Below are 25853 nucleotides of genomic sequence, written 5' to 3' on the forward strand. Positions count from 1 at the left end.
AACCTTTAAACTAAATATTAGAAGTTAAATATCTAAATTAGAAACCGTTAACGCGTTTTCTTCAATAAAGATACGGCGCGGCTCGACATGATCACCCATCAGACAGGTAAACATATGATCAGCAGCGATAGCATCTTCGATAGTGACACGTAGCATACGACGGTTTTCAGGATCCATCGTCGTATCCCAAAGCTGATCGGCGTTCATCTCCCCTAGCCCTTTATAGCGCTGGATTGCCAGACCACGACGCGCATCTAGCATCATCTGTTGCCAGAGATAGTCGAAATCACGTATCGGGATATCTTTCGTCGTGCCCGCACTTGCTTCACGACGAATAAACGCGTCATCTTCAAGCAAGGTATTCCATTCAGCAGATAAGCGTAGCAGCTTGCTATATTCGCCTGAATTGATAAAGCTAGAATCAAGCAAGTAATGATGTGCCAATTGATGCACATAAACGGTTATGCGCGGTAGCCACTGTGCTTTAGTGGATAAAGTGTCACTATCAAACCCTTCGCCTTCTTCAGCTTCTACTACTGGCTTCATACCCAATAAGTCAGCAGCAGCAGCATCCATGTTTTTTGGTTGCGGTGCATGAATGTTAACCAGTTCAATCTCAGGACTCAAATCACTACCGAAGTGATCCAACTGAGTTTGCATGGCCTCTTTCCATGCCTCCATAGCAGACTTGTCATAAGTCATATCAGTGCTAAGCTTCGGTGTATGCGTTAATGCATCCAAAATCACTGCTGGGAAACGAATCTGCAAACGTGCCTTGATCAGCTGCGTTTGGTTATAGTCATTTAGTAGCGTCTCAAGCGCCTGACCCGTAATAGCAGGGGCATCGGCACTGATATGTAGCTTAGTATTATCAATTGTCGACGATAATAGATAGGCTTTAAGTGCTTCATCATCTTTTAGATAGAGCTCTTGGCGACCTTTTTTGACTTTATAAAGCGGTGGCTGTGCGATATAAATATAGCCACGCTCGATCAGCTCAGGAGTTTGACGGAAGAAAAAGGTCAACAGTAGCGTACGAATATGTGACCCATCAACGTCCGCATCGGTCATGATGATAATTTTATGATAGCGTACTTTATCAGGGTTATATTCATCAGGACCAATACCGCAACCAAGCGCGGTAATCAAGTTACCTACCTCAGCAGACGATAGCATCTTGTCAAAACGTGCACGTTCGACGTTTAGAATTTTACCTTTCAGTGGCAAAATCGCTTGGGTCTTACGGCTACGACCCTGCTTAGCTGAACCACCTGCAGAGTCACCCTCCACTATGTAGAGTTCTGATAATGCTGGATCTTTTTCTTGGCAATCTGCCAACTTACCTGGCAGACCAGCGATATCCAAAGTCGTCTTACGACGCGTCATCTCACGTGCCTTACGAGCTGCATCACGCGCACGAGCTGCATCGATAATCTTATTAGCAATTGCCTTACCAGCAGTTGGGTTTTCTAACAGATAATCATTAAACTTATCGTGCATTGCTGATTCAACAGCAGATTTCACTTCGCTTGATACCAACTTGTCTTTGGTTTGACTGGAGAACTTAGGGTCAGGTACTTTAACCGATACAATTGCGGTCAAGCCTTCACGTGCATCATCACCGGTCGCAACCACTTTTTCTTTTTTGAATAAGTTCTCACGATCCATATAGCTATTTAGACCACGCGTCAATGCTGAGCGAAAGCCAGATAAATGCGTACCACCATCACGTTGTGGGATATTGTTGGTAAAGCACAATACTTTTTCGTTATACGTATCTGTCCACTGTAGTGCGACTTCAACAGCGATGCCATCATCTTGCTCACTGACAAAATGAAACACTTCATTGATGCCGTCTTTACCCGCATTGATATAGCTGACAAATTCTGACAGACCACCTTTGTGTTCAAACTCATGACGCTTATCAATACGCTCATCAGTTAAAACAATGCGCACACCTGAGTTTAAAAAAGACAGCTCACGTAAGCGCTTAGCTAAAATATCATACTCAAAGATAGTGCCTGTAAAAACATCATTGCTTGGGTAAAAACGAATTTGCGTGCCTGTTTTATCCGTTGCTTCCATCTGCTGAATATCGGCATCAGGAACACCATCAGTGTAAGTCTGATGATAATGATAGCCTTCACGCCAGATATTCATCTCAAGCTTTTTAGATAAAGCGTTGACCACTGAGACGCCGACGCCATGGAGACCGCCTGAAACTTTATAGCTATTATCATCAAACTTACCGCCAGCATGCAGTACAGTCATGATGACTTGCGCAGCAGATACACCCTCTTCTGGATGGATATCGACAGGTACGCCGCGGCCATTATCCATGACACTGACCGATTCATCTTCATGGATAATGATGTCAATCTGGTCGCAGTGGCCAGCCAGTGCCTCATCGATAGAGTTGTCCACTACCTCAAAGACCATATGATGCAGGCCTGTACCATCATCAGTATCACCGATATACATCCCAGGACGCACGCGCACTGCTTCGAGTCCACGCAAGACACGAATATCTTTGGAGCTATAATCAGAAGGTAATCCTTCTGGAGTCAAAGCTGGTGCAGTCGTTTCGACAACCGTTTCGACAACGCTGTCAGACATCAGTTGCTCGTGGTCGTTAGGTAATGAATCACTCATGTGCATTCCTTAATCTAGCCGTAATCAGCCGTTTATCATTAGCTCATCACTATGATGAAATGACGTTATCTTAGATCTAACTTTGAAAGTTGAAACCTTCAGCGTATATGCTTTGCTAACCTAGCGTTAGCCAACACTTCGTGAGAGATTATATAGACTTAAGTAATACTTAAAATCAGCGGATCAGTTTTTGATATTAGCTTTGGCTTTTTTAAATATTATCGAAGCTAAGAAAACAAATGAAACGTATATTTATCAATCATTTAGAAATATACAGATAGTAAAAACCCTCTGCATAACGCTGCAAAATAACTTGCTGAGAATAGGACAAAAATAAAGCCCCATTTTAGCATTTTTTTGGCTCTAAGTCACTGTTTACTGGCAGTTTTATTGCTTTTGATTGCTATCTTAAGATAGTTAATACTGGAGGGTGAGTAATCGTGGATATATGAGAATTGTAGGCTATTAAGGTGGGTTAGATAGATAACTATAATACTATTGAGTTGATGAAACTTGACCTTGTTTCACATGAAACATCTTAGGGTTTGGCCATAGCTCTTTAACCAAAGGTACGATATCGGCGGTCAAGCTGCTCATAAACACCTGACAAGGCAGCTTTGCCAAAGTGGACAATAAAATCTCTATAGCCCTATTGTCTAGCTCTGCTGTAATATCATCTAAGAGTACCACCGGAGTGGCTCTAGCGTTCTGTAGCTCACTAGCTACATCTGCGCTTTGTTCAGCATGGAGTAGTAACGGCAACTGAGATAAGCGCAAAGCAGTTATCAGTAGTTTTTTTTCACCACGAGAAAGTACATTAGCTGCTTGTTCCTTTAATACTGGCAACTTAATAGTATCTATTTGTGAAGCATTATTTGAGTCCCCAGTAGCACTTTTTGAATCGCTGTTTGTAGATTCTGCCGAAGCATTAGAGCGCCAATGCACATGAATATCAGCTCGATGGTTGCCAATACGGGTATATCCCAGTTGCAAATCTTGCTCTAGGCGCTCGTTAAGCTGTACATCCAGCGCCACATTGGTATCGTACCCAGCACTATAGCTCAAGCTTAATTGCTCAGCGTAAGCAGGCAGTAACCGAGCAATACTCTCAGCAAAATAAGGCTGCCATTCCATAAAAATTCGTTCGCGATAATGATGAATAAGAGCAGCATGATTACTAAGCCCTTTATCCCATGACTTTAGCTCAGCAATCTGAACCTGCGTCAGATGATGTGTTTTTTTTAGCAAACTATTGCGCTGTTTTAGCAGTCGTTGATAAGCAACCCATTGCGGATGAAAGCCTTGTTTCATGTGAAACACTAGCCAATCCAATAATTGTCGACGACTGGCACTCCCCTGCTCTAACATATCCATTGTGGATGGATCTATCAGCAACGTTGGCAGTTGTTCAGTTAAGATACTTTGGTTATAGACAGTGGTTTGATTAAGGCGTAACAGTGTTGTTGCATCGACTTGCTTTTGGATAGCCAATGTACTGCTATCATTGAGTTTAGCATGCACAGTGACAGTGTTTTGGTGGTGCTGGATATAGCGCTTGGGTTGATGATGGCGAAAGCTTTTCCCTCTTGATAGTAAAAATATCGCTTCAAGTAGTGAGGTTTTACCACTGCCATTGGCGCCTATAATGACATTGCAAGCAGCAGACTGGAGATCAACTTGGGTCAAGTTACGTAGGTTAGATATTTGTAGACGTTCAATCATAGTATCGACAGCCGCCTATTAAGATCACCTGCGAATTAACAGGCAAAGGTTTAGTCTAAAAAGCATTTAGGCAGGTTTTAGGATGAGATTTTATTGTTAGAACTCGGCTACTAACCATTGGCAAAACAGTCTGATAAACAAAGTCTATCTCATAAGCTAATAATGTTTTTAAAATTAAAAAAAGAGGTGGTGTGTCAAAAAGTATGCTGATTAAAACTTGAACAATTTTTGAAGCCTTTAAAGCCCTATAGAATCAGAGAATTTAGCATAGATTTCTTATTGACTTCTATCGCTAGCATACTTTTTAGAACACCACCTAAAAACTATATACGCATTGGCATAATCACATATTGATGGAACTCATCATTAAGCTGGTTGACCAGCACTGAGGCATTTGATTGGCTCATATGCATTTGCAAATCACCTTGGATAACGCCTAAAACATCTTGCAGGTAAGCTGCGTTAAACGACAACTCCATCGGCTCACCTTGATACTTAGCTTGTATCATCTCGACGGCTTCATCTTGCTCCGCATTATTGGCACGTACTTCTACCATACCGTCACTGGCAAAATTAAACACTACCCCACGTGACTTTTCATTACTCAAAATCGCGACACGGCGTAGTACGTCGGTCATTTTTTCTTGGTTAAATAACGCCAACTTATCTGTGTTACTTGGCATAACACGGCGGTAATCAGGGAATTTACCATCAATCAGACGCGCAGTAAAAGTCACCATCAGATGATCATTTATCTGCCCTGTACTATCCACATCACCAAACGGCAAGCTCACTTGTAAGAATTCACGACCAAAACTAAGTATGACTGGGTTATCTTTGTCGCCAAGCATTTTGCCTAACTCAGAAGCCAAGCGCTCAAGCTCAATGACCGCTTTACGTGGCAAGATAGCCTGCATATTTAAGTCGCTACTGACATCGATGACGCTACGCGCCAATGCCAATCTATGCCCATCTGTTGCCACTGTCGTCAATTGCTGCTGTGAAACGTCAAACAACATACCCGTTAAATAATAACGTACATCTTGGATTGCCATCGCAAACTGGGTCTTATGAATCAGATCAATCAGACGATTACGGCTAATCGTTAAGGGTGTAATATTTTCAGGATTGCCCAAGCTTGGATAATCCTCACTAGGAAGAGTCCCTAAAGTAAATCGGCTTTTACCACTGGTAAGCAAACAGCGTTCATTTTCTTGAGTAGCAAGGTTAATCTGCGCCTGAGCAGGTAAAGATCTACAAATATCTTTTAGTTTTGTCGCTGGTAAGGTCGTCTCGCCTGCTTCAATACATGCACCAGCAGGCAATTTCAATGTCGATGTCAGCTCTACTTCCAGATCAGAGGCAGTCAAAATCAGCTCGGACTCAGAAAGTTGCAGCTTAATATTGCCCAAAATAACCATGTTGTGGCGTTTATCAGCAGCCTTGGCGATCAAGTTAATAGCTTTTAGTAACGACTCTCGATTAATCGATAATTGCATGCTTAGTTACTCTTATTTGAATGATTCTTTTTTATAAATCCAAAATACTGGCTTAATAATACCCTGTCTACTGACTATAATCCATAAAGTATGGCTCTACTCGTACTTTCAATATTATAAACCATATTAATTGACGAAAACATAGTGATGCTGTGGCCTTCTAACCAGCTTGTAACATCAGGGCTAATGTCTTGTAGTCCTTGTCAAACGCTGGGTCTGCAGCTCGCAGCTCGTTCACTTTATCACAAGCATGCATCACCGTCGTATGATCACGTCCACCAAATGACTGGCCAATCTCTGGAAAGCTGTCACCAGTCAACTCACGTGATAGCGCCATCGCTATTTGACGTGGCCGTGCAATACTACGAGTACGTTTACGACCCATGATCTCTTTGACCGTCACATCATAGTACTCAGCAACAACCTTACGAATATTGTCCATATTGACCGCTTGCACGCGCAGCGCGACGATATCCTTCAGCGCATATTGCACCATCTCAAGGGTAATCTGTGCGCCTGTCAAATTTGCATTCGCAAATACCTGATTTAAAGCACCCTCTAAACGTCTGACATTAGAAACCACGTTTTGGGCGATGAACAACGCACATTCTTTAGGCAGTGTCATACCATATGACGCTGCTTTTTTCTGCAAAATTTGCACACGAGTATCGATCTCAGGTGGGTCAACCGCGACCGTCAAACCCCAAGAAAACCGCGATCTAAAACGTTCATCAAATTCAGTCATCTGTGAAGGATGACGATCAGATGCCAAAATCAGTTGCTTATCACCACTAGTAAAGTCAGCAAATAATGTCAAAAACTCATTACTACTTTTGGTCTTTCCTGCTAATACGTGAATATCATCTACAATTAATAAATCTACTTTTTTTAATTTCTTTTTAAAATCTTCTATTTTATTATTTCTTAATGAATAAACCAATTGATTAATAAATTTTTCAGAAGTGAAATAATAAAAACTTTGATTATTTTTTAAATATCGATGTGCTACAGAGTGCATTAAATGCGTTTTTCCCAAACCAGAAGGTCCATATATAAACAAAGGATTATGTCGATTTTTTGATTGGCGCTTTCCTAGCTCATAACAAGCCTTATAAGCCAAGTTATTGGACTTACCAGTGACAAAGGTCTCAAAAGTAAAATCAGGGTTCAAATAACTCAACGATTTAGCATCGGCTGAGTCGACCAGTTCTGCATGACGCATATTGGCTTCAATATCTGCCTTCGCATTATTATGATATATAGTTTCAAAGTTATGATCTGTTGGAGGAGGGGAGGGCTTCTCTTCTACAAATAAAGAACCTGACTGAGGCTGACTGCTCTCGTCCGTACCACGGCCAGCGTTATCAACGCGAACAACCACATCCTCAATACTCCCTTGACTGTGCTTAGCAACCAGTTGTTGAATATCGTGTAAGTGGTTTTTTTTGATATAAGTAACGAAGTAATCGTTTGGAGCAAGAATAACGAGAGTCTGCGCCTCCTGATAGACTGATAATGGTCTTAACCACATAGTGAATACATTATCTTTAACGTGATAACGTAAGTCGTTTAGACACTTATCCCAAATCGTTGCTGTATCTATCATGAAAAGTACTAACCCTTTAATCTAAGAAACAAAAAACCTCAACGCTATAAGCCATACGACACTCAATATGAGTTCTAATTATTATTAGAGAACTTATAGCCCAAAGCGTCTTCAAACCACATATCAAACTAGGGGCTAATCTAACACATATAGCCTGTGGATAACATCCTGTTTTTTGTGGATAAGACTGTGGATAGTTTTGTGGACAACTCAATAGAGCTAGTTATCCATATTCCACCCACAGGTTATCCACAGGATTACCCATAGTCTAATATATTGATAGTTATCAAGAAAACAGACTTATCCTCAGAAATAACAGTGCCCAATAACAACAATACTTATATATATTAATAGTTAATTATTATAGAGCTCGAGGTAAATTGTGGATAACTTTTAAAAATTGAATCTATAAATCAATTTATTTGGTCAGGGGAACTAGAGTTACAAACAGAGGTTTTGACAAAACGAGTGTTCAAAAAAGCGACTTAAACTATCAAGGGACTCATTCATTTGAGTATAGGCCAAATTAGTTTATTGACCATGATATGAAGCAATGGTATAATCCTCCGTTATTACGAATTTAGTCCATTATTTGATAGGTGAGTTATGAAACGTACATTCCAACCAAGCGTGATCAAGCGTAAACGTACTCACGGTTTCCGTGCTCGTATGGCAACTAAAAAAGGCCGTCAGGTTTTAGCACGTCGTCGCGCTAAAGGCCGTCATCGTCTTACTGTGTAATCAGTATATTATGATGACTATGGTTCATAGTACTTGTTGAGTATCTATTTTATCTATAAAAAACAGTAGCTATTGAACAATAACTGACACAGAACCATATATCAAAAGCGCCTACATCGGCGCTTTTTTTGTCTCTGTATTTTGTCTTTTTATTATAAAGTTAATATAAGTTCACATTTAGGTATTCTTATGCCAGATACTCTCTCAGCTACACCCACCTTCCGCTTCACTAAAGAGCAACGCCTACTGACGCCTGCTGCTTTCCGTGAGGTGTTTGATGCACCTGAGCGCAAGTTACACCAAAGCCATTTAATGGCCTTTATACGTACTAATGATCAGCAGCAAGCACGTGTCGGTATGGCTATCACCAAACGTAAAGTACCTACTGCTGTCGCTCGAAACTTAGTCAAACGTCAAATACGTGAACGCTTTCGTCTACAGTCATCTGCATTAGAAAACAAGGATATTGTTTTTATTGTTAAAAAGCCTATTGATGATTTAAGCAAGGAAGAATTAAAAAATCAAGTAAATAATATCTTTAAAAAATTAGAAAAAAATAAAATGAAAATTTTTAAAAGATTGTTAAATAATTTTTTCTATAATTTATTTAATATTTTTATTGTATTCTATCAAAATATAATAAGCCCAATACTTCCTGCTCGTTGTCGATATTATCCGACTTGTTCTAATTATGGTAAACAAGCATTAGCTTGGCATGGCGTTTGGGCAGGTAGCTGGCTGTTAGTAAAACGTATAAGTCGTTGTCACCCTTTAGGAGGGCATGGCATTGATTTTGTACCCCTACCTTTAGCTGATTATAGTTATCACTATTTATCATTAGGTAATGTAGATCTTCAAGGATTAGGTGTTTACCGAGATAACAACAGCTATGTTTCACGTCTCAATCACTTGATGAGGTTAAGATAAAACTCATCGTCGTTGGTTTCTTATACGGCGACTGCTAAGTTACCCACAAGTTATCCACACTGTTAGTATCATTTAAGGCGAATTTTTAGTAAAATGATGCACATTTTATGTAAATGACTCACGATAGCGTTGGTAGTTGCACATGCTGCTGCAATGTTATGGTCATGACACATGCCCCAAATTTTCACTCTAGGAAAGGTTTATGCAAAAGATATTTCGGGTGATGATCATCATTGCGATGTTAATCACCGCTTATCTGCTGATTTTGGCATGGCGAGATGATTATGCCGATGCGCCAGCTGTAGACACGACGCCTGAGGTTGCAACTTCAATAGGTGCTGATATTCCATCTACGACTGGTGCGGCAGGTGATATTCCTGTACAGACGCTACCTGTGGATGCTGATATTGCGACGACGGCGCCTACTAAGGATGCAAGTCTTATTACGGTTACGACCAATCGCTATGACATCAAGATCAATCCAGAAGGCGGCGATATTGTTTATGCAGCGTTGAAGCAGTATGACGCTACATTGGATAGCGATGAGCCTTTTGTGCTGCTAGAAAACAATAGCAATCGTGTTTATGTGGCTCAGTCTGGTCTGATTGGTAAAGACGGTATTGATACTGCGGAAGGTCGCGCTAACTACAGCTATGCTGCTACCAACTATAAGATGCAAGATGGTCAGCAAACGTTATCAGTGCCGCTAACTTATCAAAAAGATGGCGTAAAAATCACCAAGACCTTTACCTTTACTCAAGATAAATACCCCATTGATATTAGCTATCAAATTCAAAACGCTTCTGCACAGCCGTGGCAAGGGCAGATGTTTGCGCAGCTAAAGCGTGATGATAGTAAAGATCCTGGTATGTCTGATAAAGGTGCGCTAAGTATGGCAACCTACTTGGGTGGCGCTTGGGGTACACCTGAAGATCCATACAATAAGCTGAAGTTTGGTAACTTCAGTAGTGATGAATTAAAACTGACCAGTGATAAAGGTTGGGTCGGGGTAGTGCAGCATTATTTTGTCTCTGCATGGACACCTAAGAACTTCACTGGTAAGTTTTTTAGCCGTGAAACTGGCGGTGATTACTTTATTGGTTTCAATAGCCAACCTGTCAATGTCGGCGCCAACAAACAAGCGACCTTAAACGCGACCTTGTATGCAGGGCCAAAAGTACAGTCTGAGCTCAATGAAGTCGCAGTAGGTCTCAACCAGACCGTTGACTATGGTTTGTTATGGCCAATATCAAAAATCTTATTTGCCATACTTGATGGTATTCAGAATATTATTGGTAACTGGGGTTGGTCAATTATTGCTCTAACTATCTTGGTCAAAATTGCTCTTATGTGGTTCTCGAACAAGAGCTACTATTCGATGGCAAAAATGCGCGCTATCGCACCAAGACTAGCTGCGCTAAAAGAAGAGCACGGCGATGATCGCATGAAGATGTCGCAAGAAATGATGAGCATCTACAAAGAAGAAAAAGTCAATCCAATGGCAGGGTGTTTGCCGATATTGATGCAGATGCCGATTTTCTTGGCCTTGTACTGGGTGTTGGTCGAGAGTGTTGAGCTGCGTCACGCTCCATGGATCTTATGGATTCAGGATTTATCGGCAATGGATCCTTGGTTCATACTGCCTTTACTAATGGGTGCGTCGATGTTTGTACAGCAACAGCTAAATCCACAGCCAACTGATCCAATGCAAGCAAAAGTTATGAAGTTTTTACCGATTATCTTTACTGCTTTCATGCTGTTTTTCCCAGCAGGTCTGGTATTGTACTGGACGGTGAACAACTTATTCAGTATGACGCATCAGTATGTTGTCAATAAAAAAGTAGAAGAAGAGCAAAAACAACGTACTGTTAAAGTCCTTGATTGATAATTAAACGATGCTCGTAAACAATAAAAACCATCGCGCAAGCGGTGGTTTTTTTATACGCTCCATACTCACAATTTTTTATGACCATAATAAAACCGTCTAATGAAGATAGCAAAGTACTGCTATCTAAAGTTTGCTTTGTCAGCCTGAGCATAGCCGTCTATAATGGAGCTTTTAGCTATTGAGAGTAACTGTGGATTCTTTAGAGAGGGCGCTAGCCGTACCTGATTTATCTGAAAAGCCTGACTTATCTGGATTGGCCACGATTGCTGCTATTGCCACACCGCTCGGACGAGGTGGCGTCGGTATTGTACGTCTATCAGGCAGGCGGGCTTATGAGATTGCTTGTCAGCTCACAGGCAAGACGGCTTTTACCCCGCGTATGGCCAGTTTTTGCCGTTTCTATCAGGCTGATGGTACGGTCATCGATGAAGGATTGGTGCTGTACTTCAAAGCTCCGCATTCATTCACTGGCGAAGATGTGATCGAGCTACAAGGACATGGTGGCATCATTCTGCAAAACCAGCTGTTAGCGCGGGTGTTTGAATTAGGCGCAAAACAAGCCAGTGCGGGGGAGTTCTCGTATCGTGCTTTTGATAATGATAAATTAGATCTTGTGCAAGCAGAAGCCATCGCTGATGCCATTGATGCGACCAGTGCCGCTGCTGCTAGTAGTGCTATTCGCTCATTAAGTGGTGAGTTTTCACAAAAGATTAATCAACTATTAGAGCAACTCATTCACCTGCGTTTGCATGTTGAAGCCGCGATTGATTTCCCTGATGAAGAAGACGTGGATTTCCTATCTGATGGGGTAATTCAAGACAAGCTTGAGCAAACACAAGCTAAGATACAGCAAGTCCTAGCAACGGCAAAACAAGGTCAACTCTTACGCGACGGTATTCACGTGGTGTTAGCAGGTAGGCCTAATGCAGGTAAGTCGAGCCTACTCAATCGCCTTGCAGGCCAAGAGCGCGCGATTGTCACTGATGTAGCAGGTACCACTCGTGATACGCTGCAAGAGACTGTGGTGCTTAATGGTCTAACACTGCATCTCACCGATACGGCAGGTCTGCGTGATACAGAAGATACTGTAGAGCGTATAGGAATTGAGCGTGCACGTACCGCCATCACACAGGCCGATATGCTGCTGATGGTCTATGATGTCACCCGTGACCTTGAAGAAGAAAGCACCCCGTTGCAGCTTGCAGAGCAGCTATTTGGTAAGCTGCCAGAGGCCAAGCGTCTATTGATTATAGCCAATAAAAGCGACTTATTGAGCGATGATGGCAGTAAAAAAATGACTACTGCCGCGCAAATTGAAATAGAAAATCGCGGTTATGAACAAGTCAATGTTTCATGTGAAACAGGCGCTGGTATCGACACGTTAGTCGAAACCTTGTGTGCTAAAGTAGGGTTTCATCCACCAGAAAATAGCCTCATTGCGCGTACACGGCATTTAGATGCGCTTAGGCGGACGGCTGAGTATTTAGCGGAAGCACATGAGCAATTAACGGTATTTCAAGCAGGGGAGCTTGTTGCTGAAAGCTTGCGCCAAGCTCAGCAGAGTTTGGGTGAAATTACTGGTGAGTTCAGTGCTGATGACTTACTTGGCAAGATATTTGGCAGTTTTTGTATTGGTAAATAATTAATTAATGAGTGATGACTGTTTGCTCTCGGATGACTGCTCTCGCTCTCAACAGTAAAATAAGGAAAATACTATGCACTGCCCGTATTGTAACGCATCAGAAACCAAGGTTATTGATTCGCGTCTTGCTGCGGAAGGTGCACAAGTGCGTCGCCGCCGCTCATGTAGTAGTTGTCAGGAACGCTTTACGACCTTTGAGATGGTAGAAGTCGTCATGCCGCGGATTATCAAGTCTAGCGGTAAGATTGAGCCTTATGACAATGAAAAACTGCGTCGCTCAATTTTGTTACCCTTACAAAAGCGTCCCATCACTATCGATGAGCAAGAAGCGATGATCAGCCGTATTGAGAAACGCGTTAGACAAATGGGTGAGCGTGAGATTAGCAGTAAAGTCTTGGGTGAGATTATCATGAGTGAGCTGAAGACGTTAGATGATGTCGCCTATGTACGCTTTGCCAGTGTTTACCGTGATTTTCAAGATATTGATGCTTTTCAGCAAGAGCTCGCCAATATTCGCCCAAATGAAAAATAATCTCGCTTTTTATTCATTCCTCTCATAAATAAAGCCTATTCTTATGTCGATCCAAAATCACGCGCAAGATGCTCAAGACCGCTACTTTATGATGCTTGCTATCGAACAGGCTAAGCAAGGCCTATATACCACTAGACCAAACCCAGCAGTAGGCTGCGTCATCGTTCAAGGACAAGAGATTGTTGGTCAAGGATTTCATCCCAAAGCTGGTGAGCCTCATGCTGAAGTATTTGCGCTCAAGGATGCTAGTGTGCGGGCAGTGGGGGCTACTGCTTATGTAACTTTAGAGCCTTGTAGTCATACGGGGCGTACTCCACCTTGCGCGCTTGCCCTTGTTGAGGCAGGTGTGAAACGTGTGGTGATTGCGGGTCTTGATCCTAATCCACAAGTGGCAGGACGCGGCGTGAGTCTATTGGAACAAGCTGGGGTTCAGGTTAAAGCTGGTGTACTAACAGAGCAAGCAGAAGTACTAAACCGCGGGTTTTTAAAGGCGATGCGTACTCAAATGCCTTATGTGCGTCTTAAGATTGCCACCAGTCTTGACGGTCGTACGGCTATGGCATCTGGTGAGTCAAAATGGATTACCTCAGCAGCTGCCCGCGAAGATGTCCAGAAATTACGCGCACAAAGTGGCGCAATCATTACGGGCAGTGAAACTATTATTGCTGACAATCCACAGCTTAATGTACGCTCGAACCAATTAGGTATACTACCTGAACAAGTTCCAGCCCCGCTGATAGTAGTGCTCGATAGACGTCAGCGCTTAGAGCACAATCTGCAAGCTGATTATCAGTTATGCCGCCAAGCAGATACGATTTATTGGCGCGAAGATGACTTGATTGCCTTACTAAAGGTCTTAGTTAATGAGCATCAATGCTATGACGTATTGGTAGAAGCTGGTGCTAGCGTCGCAGGCAGTTTCTTAAGCCAACAACTGGTAGATGAATTGATTGTCTATCAAGCGCCCTGTTTATTAGGAGCACAAGCGCGACCGATGGTTGAGTTCAACCCCTTGTCTTTAGTTCAGCAGCTGCGTTTTGATATTCGTAGTCATGAGCAGGTCGGGTCTGATCTTAAGCTAACTTTACAGCCTTTATAAACCAGTTGTTTATGAACAGTTTATCCACAGTCTCTATTAAAACTATACTAGATGTGGATAAGTAAATACCTACAATAGATGTTTCACATGAAACTGTGCATAACTTTGTTTCACATGAAACTTAAAAAGTGCGTTTTATATAGTGCCTTGAAGGTATAGTTATATAAATCAACAACTTGCGATGTTTTTCTAGTATTGATTGAGTTGTAATTAAATAACATCATCCTGTGGATAACTTGATGAGATTCAAGTTTTTCATACCCTATTGGTTGATTTGTTGTTACTTATCCACAACTTATCCCACAATAAGCGCAAAACTAGCCCACGTTTAGCTAAAACCGATTCAAGTATGCTCTAATAAATTACAATAGGCTGTTTCTACAGCTCTAACCACAATACAATAATGATATGAGGTTTATATGTTTACAGGAATTATAGAAAGTGTTGGGTATGTCAAAGCCATGCAACCAGTTGGTGGTGACATTCGCCTGGTCATTGAAGCAAACGATCTGGATTTTAGTGACGTAAAGCTAGGCGACTCAATCGCTTCTAATGGTATCTGTTTGACGGTGGTAGAGTTTGGTTCTAATTATTATGCGGTTGATGTTTCACGTGAGACTATCGCTCGTACCGCGCTAGAAGATCTCAAAATAGGTCATATTGTCAATTTAGAAAAAGCCATGTTACCAACCACACGTTTTGGTGGTCATATCGTCGCTGGTCACGTTGATGGAGTAGGGGTCGTTAGTAAGCTGCAACAAGATGCACGCTCTATTTATATCGAGATTGAGATACCAGAGGAGCTGGCACACTATACGGCGACCAAAGGCTCTATCACGGTCGATGGGATCAGTCTGACGACCAACCTTGTACGTGACAATATTGTTTCTTTAAATATCATTCCGCACACTGCGCAAGTAACCAATATCGCTAAACATTGGCTCGTAGGCAGTAAAGTGAACATAGAGGTTGATATCGTTGCGCGCTATTTAGAGCGTTTATTAAACAAATCGCAAACCGGTGAGATGAATGCGCCAAGCCCGCAAAGCACTATTACTGAAGCTTTTTTAGCAGATAATGGTTTTATGAAGTAGCTGTTATAAAAAACCTCTATCAAGTAAATATTCTTACCAAAAAACATATTGGCTAATAGAAGTAGAGCCTAAGCATTTATTAGGCTTTGCAGCACCTCTTGTAGCTTGTCTTTATTGATAGGTTTGGTCAAACACTCATTCATACCTGCTTGGCGGCAAGCCTCAAAATCCTCTTCCGTATTATTAGCAGTTAAGGCGACGATAGGGATGTCATTGCCTTGGGCGCGTATGATTTGGGTGGCTTGCAGTCCATCCATGATGGGCATGCGACAATCCATTAAAATCAAGTCGATTTTTTGTCGCTGGATATCTAAAATCTCAAGCGCTTGCTGACCATTACTTGCCACCATACTCTCATAACCAAACTTGCTTAATAGTTTGCAGGTGATTTTTTGGTTAGTTAGGTTGTCTTCCACCACCAAAATTATCCTAGATGGTGATGGTTCAGCAATATCTTCTATAGCAGGCTTTTCTTCATTATTGTTATTATTAGCGACAGTTTCTGGCTTTTGGATGCAGATAGGAGGCTGCGTTATGCGTATCAGCTCGGATAATAATAATGCGATATCTAAAGGCTTACTCAAAAAACCATCGAACCGATCAAACAAGTCGATAGGGATACTGCGCTCAGGTTTTATGCTAAACAGTATCTTCGCTAAAGAGTCTGTCTCTTGTAAGTTACTTAGAAAATCAGCACGGCTAGTGTTATCAGTGATGGCTTCATAGCACTCATAGTCTAAAAGTATGACAGGTTTTAGATTTTGTTTGTTTTGCTTTGACTGGCCTAGCAACTGCAACTGCTGATTGGCGCTATCCAAACAGGTATAAGCACTCACAGGTAGAGATAAGTGTTCCCCTAACCGCGTGATAAAACGAGCACAGAGGTCTTGTTTGACGATAGTAATCAAATGGATATTGGTCAGGCTGCTATGAAAGTGATATACCGGCTGATAACTTGGGGCTAGACAAGGCAGATAAAGACTAAAAGTACTGCCCTTATCAGTATCGCTCTCAAGGTGAATAAACCCTCCTAATAGTTGTGCAAAGCTGTTGGATATGGCAAGCCCCAGCCCTGTACCACCATAGTCTTGGCTTATTTTTATATTGGCTTGATTAAAGTAAGAAAATAGCTTGTGCTGATCACACTCTGAGATCCCAATTCCTGTATCTTCAACGCTAAAGCGGATCCATTGGTGCTGTGGGCTTATCTTAGAAGGTTTGTTTGAGATGTCATTATCGAATATCAGCTTTTGAGCATGCGCCTCATTCGTTAAGGCGCGCTCTTGTTTACACTTATTGATACGTTGCATCTGCTCATGGGTGATAGGCTCAACGATCAAAGCTACATAGCCTGAAGAGGTAAATTTCACGGCATTGTCCAACAAGTTCAGCAGGATTTGCCGTAGACGATTACTGTCAGTATTGATATAGCGTGGGCAGTCAGGGGCAAAAAAATACATGAGACTGATTTCTTGCCGCTGTGCGCTACCGATCATCAAGTCACTGATATGTTGACCAATCTTAAAAATATCAGTAGATTCAGCGACGACATCTGCTTTGTTGGCTTTTATTTTTGCCATGTCCAACATATCATTGAGCATTGCCAGCATAGAGTGACTAGACTGAGTCAGAGTGTCGAGTATTTCTTTTTGTTTTGGAGGCAGCTGATGGGTCTCTATCAAGTCCAATGTGCCGATAATGGCATTCAGCGGTGTCCGTAGCTCATGACCGATAATAGATCTGAGCTTATTAAACTCCTTTATTTGCATCTGTAATTGCTGGTTTTTGATGTCTAAGTCATGAGTCTGACTGACAAGTTGCTCCACATTATTTAGTATTGCGGTAAACCCATGTACTTGTCCATGGTCTCCTAACCACGGCGTGATATGCAAATGATAGGCCTGATTGTCTTCTAATCCATAAACCAACAAGGTACGAGTGACGCGCTGCGTTGACAGTTTTTGTAGTATCTGTTGGGTTGCTTTGTCACTACCAGTCACAAAGTCCGTTAAGCTGTAATCGGCACCGCGCTGAAAGGTAGTCGTAAAAACTTGCTCAAAGCGCTGGTTAAAAAAACTGATCTGACCTTGACGTACAATCATTAGCATTGGTAGCGGCGCTTGATCGACCAAACGTTCTAAACGGTGAGTGAGCGTTTTTATACGTCGATGATGGTTGTGAAGCTGATAATGCACACGGCTAAGTGCATGACCCAAGCGTAGGAACTCATGAGAGGTTTTTGTTTTTAGCAGTAGCGGCGGAGTATAAGATTCTTTGGCTGTGTCTGTGAGTGTCTCAGTATATTCTAGTAATAATTGCCAGCTGCTATTGCGTCTGAATAGATAAAATAAAGCGAGAGTAAGTAGCATTATAGCCGCCATGAGTGGCAACCAATATTGATAAGATACCCAGTTGATATTCAGAGGTTGATGACGCAGTGTCACATAAAGCTGATGACCAGTATCAAGGGTGATTTTTCCAGTTAAAGTACTGTTGTTGAGCTCGTATGAGCTATTATCATTGATTGGTAATGCGCGAATAGTCGGAAACGTTATGCTGGTAAACTTGGGTTCATCAGGTCGTGTCTGACGATGAACATAGGTTTGACCTGAGGGCATCATAAAAATCAGCTGATAACTAATATCCTGAAACAATGGGCCTGTTAAGATACTTTCAATATCTAGATTCGTTGGTACCACAAACTCAGTAACTTCATATTTTAAAGTGCTAAAAGTAACTTGGCTATATCGTTGACTGTCATCTTTGAGTGTCAAATACAACATGGCATAATACAAAGCCAACATGATCACTAGCGTCAGAGTATAGAAAAAAAGCAAGCGTCTTAATGACTGAAACTGTTGCATGTGGATATGAGCCTATGCCTGCATGACAGTGGAGTGCGGTGCTACCGTAAGATATGATAATCTCAGGTAGTAAAAGCACTTTAAAAATACGGTGCTGATGAGATGAGTTTTTGTAGCATTGCAGCGCGCTTGCTAGCGGTATGCAAGAAAGCTTTATATGAGTAGCACAAGCTCATTGAGCTATTGATTTTATTTTTCACTTATTATTGTCTAATGTTACCCGTTCTGCTGCGTTTGCTCTTATCGTTAGTGGCTTCTAGATACTTAGACTAAAGGTTTTAAACTGATGCAGTGATTATTTTATAATAACAAATTTTGTGCGCCCTAGTCGTCGTTGAGCACTAAACTCTATATAACTATATAGAATAACATGCAATTATCGTGCCTTTATTTGACCGTGGATTTCGAGTGGCTGTTTTTTAAGCGCCTGTTTTTTGCATGTTTACCCTGTCATAAGCGTTGCTTGATCGTTGAATATCGGATCATTTCTTTGTGTTATCGATTCTAAGTCTCAGTCTGCATCACAATCATGGCGCAACGTCCTAAACTCACCTATAATGTGACGATTAATAATCTAATAATTTAGTATGGTGCTATGACCACAATTGCTTCTGCTTCTACATCCGATAACGTCGTTTCTGATAATACTACTCAAAGTCCTGACAATATTAAGTCAGCCAGCGACCGGTTGCGTGTCATATTTGCAGGCACACCTGAGTTTGCAGCTTCTAGTCTTGAGTCTTTGGTTGCTCAGCAAGAGCAGCTTAATATAGACATTGTCGCAGTGTATACGCAGCCTGATCGTAAAGCAGGTCGTGGACAGAAGCTATCGGCGTCAGCAGTCAAGCAGGTAGCGCTCACCCATCATATTCCTGTCGAGCAGCCTGCTACCTTTAAAAAATCTAGTGAGGAAGGGGTAGCAGCTAGACAAACCTTAGCAAGCTATCAGCCTGATGTCATGATCGTTGCAGCCTATGGGCTTATCCTACCTATCGGTGTGTTGACGACACCGACCTATGGTTGCCTAAATATTCATGCCTCCTTATTACCGCGTTGGCGCGGTGCCGCACCGATTCATCGTGCGCTGTTGGCAGGAGATAGCGAGACTGGCATCACCATCATGCAGATGGATAAGGGTCTAGATACTGGTGATATGCTGTACAAAGTAAGCTGTGCTATCACCGATGACGATACAGCAGCGAGTCTACATGATAAATTGGCTGCTCTAGGCGCAACTGCTATCAGCACCGTCCTGAAAGACTTACCAAGCTATCAAGCACAAGCGATTGTACAAGATGATAATGACGCTAATTATGCCGAAAAGCTGGTGAAAACTGAGGGTGAAATTGACTGGACGCAGTCTGCCACCATTATTGAGCGTCAAATTCGCGGTCTGACCCCTTGGCCTGGCGCTTATACTTTTTTGAATGGCGCCCGTGTCAAAATACTAGAAAGCTTGCCAGTGAATCCGTCGCAGACAACCGCAGAACCAGCTGGGAAAGTCATTAGCGTCGGACGTAAAGCCATTCTGGTGGCTTGCGGTAAAGCCGCTGATCGTGATACTGATATTAATACTAAAGCCAGTACTCTGAGAATCACTCAATTACAATTTGCAGGTAGCAAGCCGGTGAGCGCCGAGCAAGTTTGTCACGGCAATCAGCTCAACGATGGCGACCAATTCGGCCCTGAATCCAATTAATCAATCAATGCAGACGCTCCAATGCGTATAGGAAATGAAGACCAATGAGACATAACGCAACTGCATCTAAAAGCACCAACAGTAGAAACAATAAGAATAAACCTTCTAGCAATCTGAAGATGACAGGCAGTGTGCGTGCGCGTGTGATTCGCACCTTGCTTGCTATTCAGCAAGGTAAGTCACTGGCAAGCGTATTAGATCCACTGCTGAATAGCTTACATGAAGGTGATAAAGGCTTTGCGCACGCGCTGCTACTCACTACGTTGCGCCAATGGTATGCTTTGGATCGTCTGCTTGATAGCTTGGCTGACAATCCTATCGATGAGATAGAAGTCCGTACCACTATACAAGTGGGCTTGGTTCAGCTGCTCTATCTAGAGGTCGCAGATCATGCAGCGATTCATGAGACGGTAGAGGCGGCAAAAGAGATTGAGTTTGCAAGGGCCTCTGGTCTTGTCAACGCAATCCTGCGAAAGGTCGTAAAAAACACCAACAAGTTCCGTAAAAAATGTGACAAAAATCACAGCCTGCCCAACTGGCTCGCGCATCAGCTCAAGCAAGATTGGGGTGCGGAGTATTCAGCATTGACTCAAGGCTTACGTCAACCAGCACCGATGTTTTTGCGCGTAAATACCAGCGTGAGCGCTATTGATGATTATCATCAGCTATTAACAGAGGCAGATATCAGCGCTGAGCTGGTTGAGTTATCGAGCGAATTGCAGTTACCCAATCAGACTGAGCCCACTAGTGCGGCAATAACCACTCAAGCATTAAGGCTGGAGCAGAGTACGGCGGTGAGCTTTTTACCAGAGTTTGCTACAGGGGTAGCAAGTGTGCAAGATCTGCACGCCCAACTTGCGGCACCACTGATTCAGTTGGCACTCAGCCATAAAATAAAGACTGACGATATTGATAATGAATTACACTTATTAGACGCTTGCGCCGCCCCTGGTGGCAAGCTTGCGCACTGGTTAGAGCTATTAACGACAGATAAATCATCATTGTTTCATGTGAAACAATCAGAAGCTGAGCAACAGGCAGAAGTGAAAGCTGAAGCTTCTATTATTAAGCTAACAGCCATCGATAATGAAGCGTCGCGTATCACTCGTATTCATGAAAACTTGCAGCGCCTGAATTTGCAGCAATCAGATTTAGAGCAGACTGAGAATAAAAATATCGAGCTGAATGTTGTCTGCGCTGATGCCACGACATGGCAAGCATCAAAGCAAAAATCAGCTCCAGAGCAAGCAGTTTTTGACGCTATCCTTTTAGATTCACCCTGTACTGCCACTGGCGTGATTCGTCGTCATCCTGATATTAGCTTATTGCGTAACGAAGAAGACGTTGAACAAACAGCACTACTGCAAGCTCAAATTTTAGATAACTTATGGCCACAGCTAAAAGTCGGTGGTTATCTGCTGTATGTGACTTGCTCTATTTTGAAGCAAGAAAATGTCCTCCAGATGCAGGACTTTATCACGCATCATACTGATGCTACTGCCATCGAATTTGCCGAAGCCTGCAATTGGGGTATGGCGCAAGAGATTGGTCGTCAGTGTCTACCAATGGATAGCGATGGCGGTGATGGGTTTTATTATGCCTTACTACAGAAAACGGCTAATTAGATAATAGAGCATTCATCCAATTTTTTAGACTGAATATAAGCAAGTTAAGTATTGAAAAACACCATTTAGGTAGGGAAACACTATGAAATATATCAGTACCCGTGGTCAGACAGCACCGATGGACTTTAGCGATGTACTCTTGATGGGACTAGCGCCAGATGGCGGTTTGATGCTGCCCGAGCAATACCCGCATATTGATAGTGCTACGCTTGATGAATGGCGTACGCTTAGCTATCCAGAGTTAGCATTAGCGATTATGCAGCGCTTTGCTACTGATATTCCAGTCGCTGATTTGCAAGATATCATTGAGCGCACTTATACCGCTGAGGTGTTTGGCAGCGCAGAGATTGTCCCTGTGCGTAAGCTTGAAGACAACCTCTATATTTTAGGATTATCAAATGGTCCGACGCTGGCATTCAAAGATGTGGCGATGCAGTTCTTGGGCAATGCCTTTGAGTATGTGTTAAAGAAAAAAGACGCTCGTATCACTATTATTGGTGCGACTAGTGGCGACACAGGTAGCGCCGCCGAATATGCCCTACGCGGTAAAGAAAACATCGAAGTCTTTATGCTATCACCGCATGGCAAGATGAGCGAGTTTCAACGTGCGCAGATGTATAGCTTGACGGATAAAAATATTCATAATATCGCCATCGAAGGCATGTTTGATGACTGTCAGGACATCGTTAAAGCGCTGCAACAAGATGCTGAGTTCAAAGCTGCTTATAATTTAGGTACAGTAAACTCCATTAACTGGGGTCGTATCCTCGCGCAGATTGTCTACTACTTCAAAGCCTACTTTGCGGTGACCAGCAGCAATGATGAGCAAGTTAGCTTCAGTGTACCGTCAGGGAACTTTGGTAATATTTGCGCCGGCCATATCGCCCGTGAGATGGGACTGCCGATAGGTCGACTCATCGTCGCCACCAATGAAAATGATGTGTTAAATGACTTTTTTAATACAGGCACTTATCAGCCACGCCCCACAGAAAAAACCTATGTGACGTCTAGCCCTTCAATGGACATCTCAAAGGCTTCGAACTTTGAGCGCTTTGTCTATCTCTTGTTGGATAAAGACAGTACGCGAGTCCATGAGTTATTTGAAGGGGTGAAGGCTGGTCAAGGCTTTGATTTGTCTGACTCGATGGATTCGGTCAATTCACGCTACGGTTTTGCAGCAGGTAAGTCTACTCATGCCGATCGCTTGCAGACCATCAAAGCACTCTATGAGCAGCATGGTGAGTTGGTTGATCCGCATACGGCTGACGGTATCAAAGTTGCCAAGGAGTTGCAGCGAGAGGGCGAGGTGATCATTTGTGCTGAGACTGCCTTGCCAGTCAAATTTGCAGAGACGATTGTTGAGGCGATTGGTCAAATAGATATTACCCGTCCCGCACATACCGAAGGCTTAGAGGATTTACCACAGCATGTTGTGGTTTTGGACAATCAGGCAGCATTGGTTGCTGAACAAATCCGTCAGCATGTCACTGCCAATTAGCGTCGTCTGGCATAAGTCAGTTACTGGATTTAAATGAAGATGTATTTAACATTCACAAAGTTTAAGCAGTCGCTAAAGCAGCTATTTTGACGATAAAGGTTACGCTTTTGTAAAAAAATGTCTCATATTGTGCTATGGTGCATATAATTGTAAACTTTATAATGGTGACAGTTGATTACATCTGCGCCAAATGTTTTTGGGACGCGATCCGCTTCGGCTTGACTGAAGCATCGCCCGCGATATATATGACACTTTGTGGATATGCCAATGAAAATGAGCCTTAACTCTATAGCAAAAGCGCTGCTCATCACTGCTTTAAGTAGCACAATGTTGCTGACGACTGCTTATGCCAATAACCCAGCACCCACTGTGAAAGCGGATGCACCCAATCGCTATATCGTCAAAAAAGGCGATACTTTATGGGATATATCTGGACGTTATCTAGAGAGTCCGTGGCGTTGGAAAGAGATATGGGCGACCAATAAGCAGATCAAAAACCCGCATCTTATTTATCCAAATGACATTCTCATCATGTGTATTATTCAAGGCAAGACCTTGATCGGTGTCGATACAGGAGAAGGATGTGCAGGTGTCGAAAAGCAGCTGACTGGTGACGTGGTTGCCAGCACGGTGACGATTACTTCGACAGCCAATAGTATTCCAGCCATTCCAAGATCGGCTATCCAGCATTGGTTAGATAAGACCATCATCGTTAATCCAGAAGACTTTAATACCACCCCTTATGTACTGGCATCCAAAAAACGCAACCTAATCACCGCCAGTGGCGACAAAATTTATACCAAAGGCGTGCCGCTTATCGTCGGTCAGCGTTATGGTGTATACCGTGAAGGTGAGAGATACGTTGACCCCAAGACGCAAGACGTGATTGGTTTAGAGGTCACGCAAGTGGCAACAGGAATGGTTACTAGCGTCGAAGAAAACGGTGTGAGCAGTGTGCAACTCACTGACTCATACGGCAAAGAAGTACGTGAAGGTGATCGTGTATTTGTAGAGCTAGACAATGCTATCCCACCAGTATTTTATCCTGAGCCTGCAACGGTCAATCGTGGCGGCCTCATCGTCCGTGTCATGGACTCCATCAGCTCAGCGGCGAAGGGCAGTGTGGTTGCTATCAACTTAGGTAGTGCACAAGGCGCTAAGCCTGGTGACGTGTTAACTGTTTATCAAAAAGGCCCTTTAGTACGCGATACTAAGGATAATGACACGCCAGTACGTTTGCCAAGTGAAGAGTCTGGCATGGTAATGGTATTTAATACTTTTGATAACATCAGTTACGCATATGTCTTAAGCTCAGAGCTACCGTTGAATGTCGGCGACCAGCTGTTGCCACCCCCATATTTATAAGGGTCTGTTGACCATTCAAATAAGACGAGTCAGCCAATACGAGCAAAAACACGATGTCAAAATCACCTCCTCTATCCGTTGAACAGCGCGCCATACTGGCGCTATGGTATGAGGTGAATGCGTCACTGTCTGCTTATCATAAACTCATCAGTACTTTTGGCGATGCGCAGCTTGCTTGGCAAGCCAAATTGGAAGCATGGCGGCAGTTGGGTATTCATACTACGCACTTAAAGCGCCACGAGCAGCCAGAACAAACACAAGCCAACATTGACAAAATTCAACAGGCACTCACAGAGGGACGCTATAGTCTGCTGTTTGCCGATCAAGCTGATTATCCTATGCAGCTGCTACAGATTTATGATCCGCCGCCACTACTGTTTTATCGAGGTAATAGCGCCCGCTTGAATCAAGCGCAAATCGCTATTGTTGGTAGCCGCAAGCCCACAGCGCATGCGCAAAAGACGACTTTTGATATGGCGCAGTATTTAGCGCAAGCAGGTTATGTCATCACCAGTGGCCTTGCGATGGGTGTGGATAAGCGTGCACATCTAGGGGCACTGGCTCAGGCTGATGCTGAATATCAAGGACGTACTATCGGCGTCATGGGTACAGGTATTGATGTGTATTATCCCAATCATCATGACCAATTATTTGCGCAAATTATCGACCAAGGTGGCTGTATCATCAGCGAGCTATTGCCGCACACTCAGCCGCATAAGCATACTTTTCCAAGACGTAACCGTTTAGTCGCAGGACTGAGCTTAGCAACGATTGTGACCGAAGCGACTATCAAAAGCGGTTCGCTGATTACCGCACGCTTGACATCCGAGCAAGGTAAACAGGTCTTTGCGATTCCCAGTCACATTGACAATAGTAATGCTGAAGGCTGCCATCATTTAATACGTGAAGGCGCGACCTTGATTTACCACCCTCAGCAAGTACTAGAAGATGTTAATAGTCAGTTGGGTTATGAGCGTTATGCATACAAAGCAACAGATATGTCCGCCTCAAATAGCGATCAGACCGCTCATTCTATAGACACGGACAGCAGCAGCTCTATCTCGGCCAGTGGTCAGTCGCCACAGTCTAATATCAAATCTCCTCCCAGCGCTGTCGTCGTACCCGAGCATCTAACCGTCGTTTATGAGCAGCTTGACTGGCATGGACAGGATTTAGATGCGCTATTGGTTGCCACTGAGCTTGCAGCACCGCAACTTATTGGGCAGTTGATGGAGCTTGAGTTACTGGGCGTTATCAGCGTGCAAGGCGGGCGTTATTTACGCGTCTAAAGCCATGCTTCTCCTACCTTCAAACCTTTTTTTGGTAACTTCTCAGCTTTTGAGCTGTATGCAATTTTGGCAGTTTTCAACTTCCGCTATCCTAGTCTTTTTGTATCCTGT

At 43.0% G+C, this 25853-nt stretch carries 17 protein-coding genes and 1 pseudogene; 13 read left to right on the forward strand and 5 right to left on the reverse strand.

The annotated features are described in order from the left end of the window. Positions 1-24: 24 nt before the first annotated feature. The 4 genes from gyrB to dnaA all read right to left on the reverse strand — a co-directional run bounded on the left by gyrB (position 25) and on the right by dnaA (position 7479). On the reverse strand, positions 25-2652 hold the full coding sequence (gene gyrB / locus JMY01_RS12935) for a DNA topoisomerase (ATP-hydrolyzing) subunit B (protein ID WP_201576489.1): 2628 nt from the start codon (positions 2650-2652) through the stop codon (positions 25-27). Positions 2653-3147: 495 nt separating this feature from the next. Next, positions 3148-4374: a DNA replication/repair protein RecF gene (gene recF / locus JMY01_RS12940; RefSeq protein WP_201576493.1), complete on the reverse strand. Its 1227-nt coding sequence runs from the start codon at positions 4372-4374 to the stop codon at positions 3148-3150. A 323-nt stretch (positions 4375-4697) separates the two neighbouring features. Continuing rightward, positions 4698-5873 (reverse strand): DNA polymerase III subunit beta, encoded by a 1176-nt coding sequence (gene dnaN / locus JMY01_RS12945; protein ID WP_201576495.1) that lies wholly within the window; start codon positions 5871-5873, stop codon positions 4698-4700. Positions 5874-6033: 160 nt separating this feature from the next. Then, positions 6034-7479, reverse strand: coding sequence for a chromosomal replication initiator protein DnaA (dnaA, locus tag JMY01_RS12950; protein WP_201576498.1), 1446 nt, complete (start codon positions 7477-7479; stop codon positions 6034-6036). A gap of 606 nt (positions 7480-8085) precedes the next feature. Here dnaA and rpmH point away from each other — a divergent pair. The 8 genes and pseudogenes from rpmH (at position 8086) to JMY01_RS12990 (ending at position 15402) form a co-directional block, all read left to right on the forward strand. After that, complete coding sequence (rpmH, locus tag JMY01_RS12955; RefSeq protein ID WP_007394757.1) at positions 8086-8220, forward strand: 50S ribosomal protein L34; 135 nt, start codon at positions 8086-8088, stop codon at positions 8218-8220. Positions 8221-8409: 189 nt separating this feature from the next. Continuing rightward, a pseudogene (gene rnpA / locus JMY01_RS12960) lies at positions 8410-8763 on the forward strand (ribonuclease P protein component); the annotation flags it as partial. An 18-nt stretch (positions 8764-8781) separates the two neighbouring features. Continuing rightward, entirely contained in the window at positions 8782-9147 is a 366-nt protein-coding gene (yidD, locus tag JMY01_RS12965; RefSeq protein ID WP_201577686.1) for a membrane protein insertion efficiency factor YidD, read from the forward strand. A 202-nt stretch (positions 9148-9349) separates the two neighbouring features. Next, complete coding sequence (gene yidC / locus JMY01_RS12970; RefSeq protein ID WP_201576501.1) at positions 9350-11032, forward strand: membrane protein insertase YidC; 1683 nt, start codon at positions 9350-9352, stop codon at positions 11030-11032. Between the two features lie 256 nt (positions 11033-11288). Further along, complete coding sequence (gene mnmE, locus JMY01_RS12975; protein ID WP_201577688.1) at positions 11289-12677, forward strand: tRNA uridine-5-carboxymethylaminomethyl(34) synthesis GTPase MnmE; 1389 nt, start codon at positions 11289-11291, stop codon at positions 12675-12677. A gap of 73 nt (positions 12678-12750) precedes the next feature. Then, complete coding sequence (gene nrdR / locus JMY01_RS12980; RefSeq protein WP_201576512.1) at positions 12751-13209, forward strand: transcriptional regulator NrdR; 459 nt, start codon at positions 12751-12753, stop codon at positions 13207-13209. A gap of 43 nt (positions 13210-13252) precedes the next feature. Further along, positions 13253-14308, forward strand: coding sequence for a bifunctional diaminohydroxyphosphoribosylaminopyrimidine deaminase/5-amino-6-(5-phosphoribosylamino)uracil reductase RibD (ribD, locus tag JMY01_RS12985; RefSeq protein ID WP_201576515.1), 1056 nt, complete (start codon positions 13253-13255; stop codon positions 14306-14308). A gap of 419 nt (positions 14309-14727) precedes the next feature. After that, entirely contained in the window at positions 14728-15402 is a 675-nt protein-coding gene (locus JMY01_RS12990) for a riboflavin synthase (RefSeq protein ID WP_201576517.1), read from the forward strand. Between the two features lie 68 nt (positions 15403-15470). Here JMY01_RS12990 and JMY01_RS12995 read toward each other — a convergent pair whose 3' ends face one another. Beyond that, positions 15471-18266, reverse strand: coding sequence for a response regulator (locus JMY01_RS12995; RefSeq protein WP_201576520.1), 2796 nt, complete (start codon positions 18264-18266; stop codon positions 15471-15473). Positions 18267-18861: 595 nt separating this feature from the next. Between JMY01_RS12995 and fmt the strand changes: the two genes are divergently transcribed. The 5 genes from fmt to dprA all read left to right on the forward strand — a co-directional run bounded on the left by fmt (position 18862) and on the right by dprA (position 25742). Continuing rightward, positions 18862-19965 (forward strand): methionyl-tRNA formyltransferase, encoded by a 1104-nt coding sequence (gene fmt, locus JMY01_RS13000; RefSeq protein ID WP_201576522.1) that lies wholly within the window; start codon positions 18862-18864, stop codon positions 19963-19965. Between the two features lie 119 nt (positions 19966-20084). Further along, positions 20085-21590 carry a transcription antitermination factor NusB gene (locus tag JMY01_RS13005; RefSeq protein ID WP_227678049.1) on the forward strand — a complete coding sequence of 502 codons (1506 nt, stop codon included), beginning with the start codon at positions 20085-20087 and terminating at the stop codon, positions 21588-21590. An 82-nt stretch (positions 21591-21672) separates the two neighbouring features. Then, the gene (gene thrC, locus JMY01_RS13010) at positions 21673-23088 is read left to right on the forward strand and encodes a threonine synthase (RefSeq protein WP_201576527.1); all 1416 of its coding nucleotides are present in this window, start codon (positions 21673-21675) and stop codon (positions 23086-23088) included. A gap of 267 nt (positions 23089-23355) precedes the next feature. Further along, positions 23356-24453, forward strand: coding sequence for a LysM peptidoglycan-binding domain-containing protein (locus tag JMY01_RS13015; protein ID WP_201576529.1), 1098 nt, complete (start codon positions 23356-23358; stop codon positions 24451-24453). Between the two features lie 53 nt (positions 24454-24506). Beyond that, a complete protein-coding gene (gene dprA, locus JMY01_RS13020; RefSeq protein ID WP_201576532.1) occupies positions 24507-25742 on the forward strand; it encodes a DNA-processing protein DprA in 1236 nt (411 codons plus the stop codon). Positions 25743-25853 lie beyond the last annotated feature (111 nt).

The organism is Psychrobacter sp. H8-1 (genome assembly GCF_904846575.1).
Taxonomy (GTDB): Bacteria; Pseudomonadota; Gammaproteobacteria; order Pseudomonadales; family Moraxellaceae; genus Psychrobacter; species Psychrobacter fulvigenes.

Bases quoted from the DNA above. Each gene is read 5' to 3' on its own strand.
- gyrB (WP_201576489.1), bottom strand. From the start codon at position 2,652: ATGAGTGATTCATTACCTAACGACCACGAGCAACTGATGTCTGACAGC.
- recF (WP_201576493.1), bottom strand. From the start codon at position 4,374: ATGATTGAACGTCTACAAATATCTAACCTACGTAACTTGACCCAAGTT.
- dnaN (WP_201576495.1), bottom strand. From the start codon at position 5,873: ATGCAATTATCGATTAATCGAGAGTCGTTACTAAAAGCTATTAACTTG.
- dnaA (WP_201576498.1), bottom strand. From the start codon at position 7,479: ATGATAGATACAGCAACGATTTGGGATAAGTGTCTAAACGACTTACGT.
- rpmH (WP_007394757.1), top strand. From the start codon at position 8,086: ATGAAACGTACATTCCAACCAAGCGTGATCAAGCGTAAACGTACTCAC.
- yidD (WP_201577686.1), top strand. From the start codon at position 8,782: ATGAAAATTTTTAAAAGATTGTTAAATAATTTTTTCTATAATTTATTT.
- yidC (WP_201576501.1), top strand. From the start codon at position 9,350: ATGCAAAAGATATTTCGGGTGATGATCATCATTGCGATGTTAATCACC.
- nrdR (WP_201576512.1), top strand. From the start codon at position 12,751: ATGCACTGCCCGTATTGTAACGCATCAGAAACCAAGGTTATTGATTCG.
- ribD (WP_201576515.1), top strand. From the start codon at position 13,253: ATGTCGATCCAAAATCACGCGCAAGATGCTCAAGACCGCTACTTTATG.
- JMY01_RS12990 (WP_201576517.1), top strand. From the start codon at position 14,728: ATGTTTACAGGAATTATAGAAAGTGTTGGGTATGTCAAAGCCATGCAA.
- JMY01_RS12995 (WP_201576520.1), bottom strand. From the start codon at position 18,266: ATGCAACAGTTTCAGTCATTAAGACGCTTGCTTTTTTTCTATACTCTG.
- fmt (WP_201576522.1), top strand. From the start codon at position 18,862: ATGACCACAATTGCTTCTGCTTCTACATCCGATAACGTCGTTTCTGAT.
- JMY01_RS13005 (WP_227678049.1), top strand. From the start codon at position 20,085: ATGACAGGCAGTGTGCGTGCGCGTGTGATTCGCACCTTGCTTGCTATT.
- thrC (WP_201576527.1), top strand. From the start codon at position 21,673: ATGAAATATATCAGTACCCGTGGTCAGACAGCACCGATGGACTTTAGC.
- JMY01_RS13015 (WP_201576529.1), top strand. From the start codon at position 23,356: ATGAAAATGAGCCTTAACTCTATAGCAAAAGCGCTGCTCATCACTGCT.
- dprA (WP_201576532.1), top strand. From the start codon at position 24,507: ATGTCAAAATCACCTCCTCTATCCGTTGAACAGCGCGCCATACTGGCG.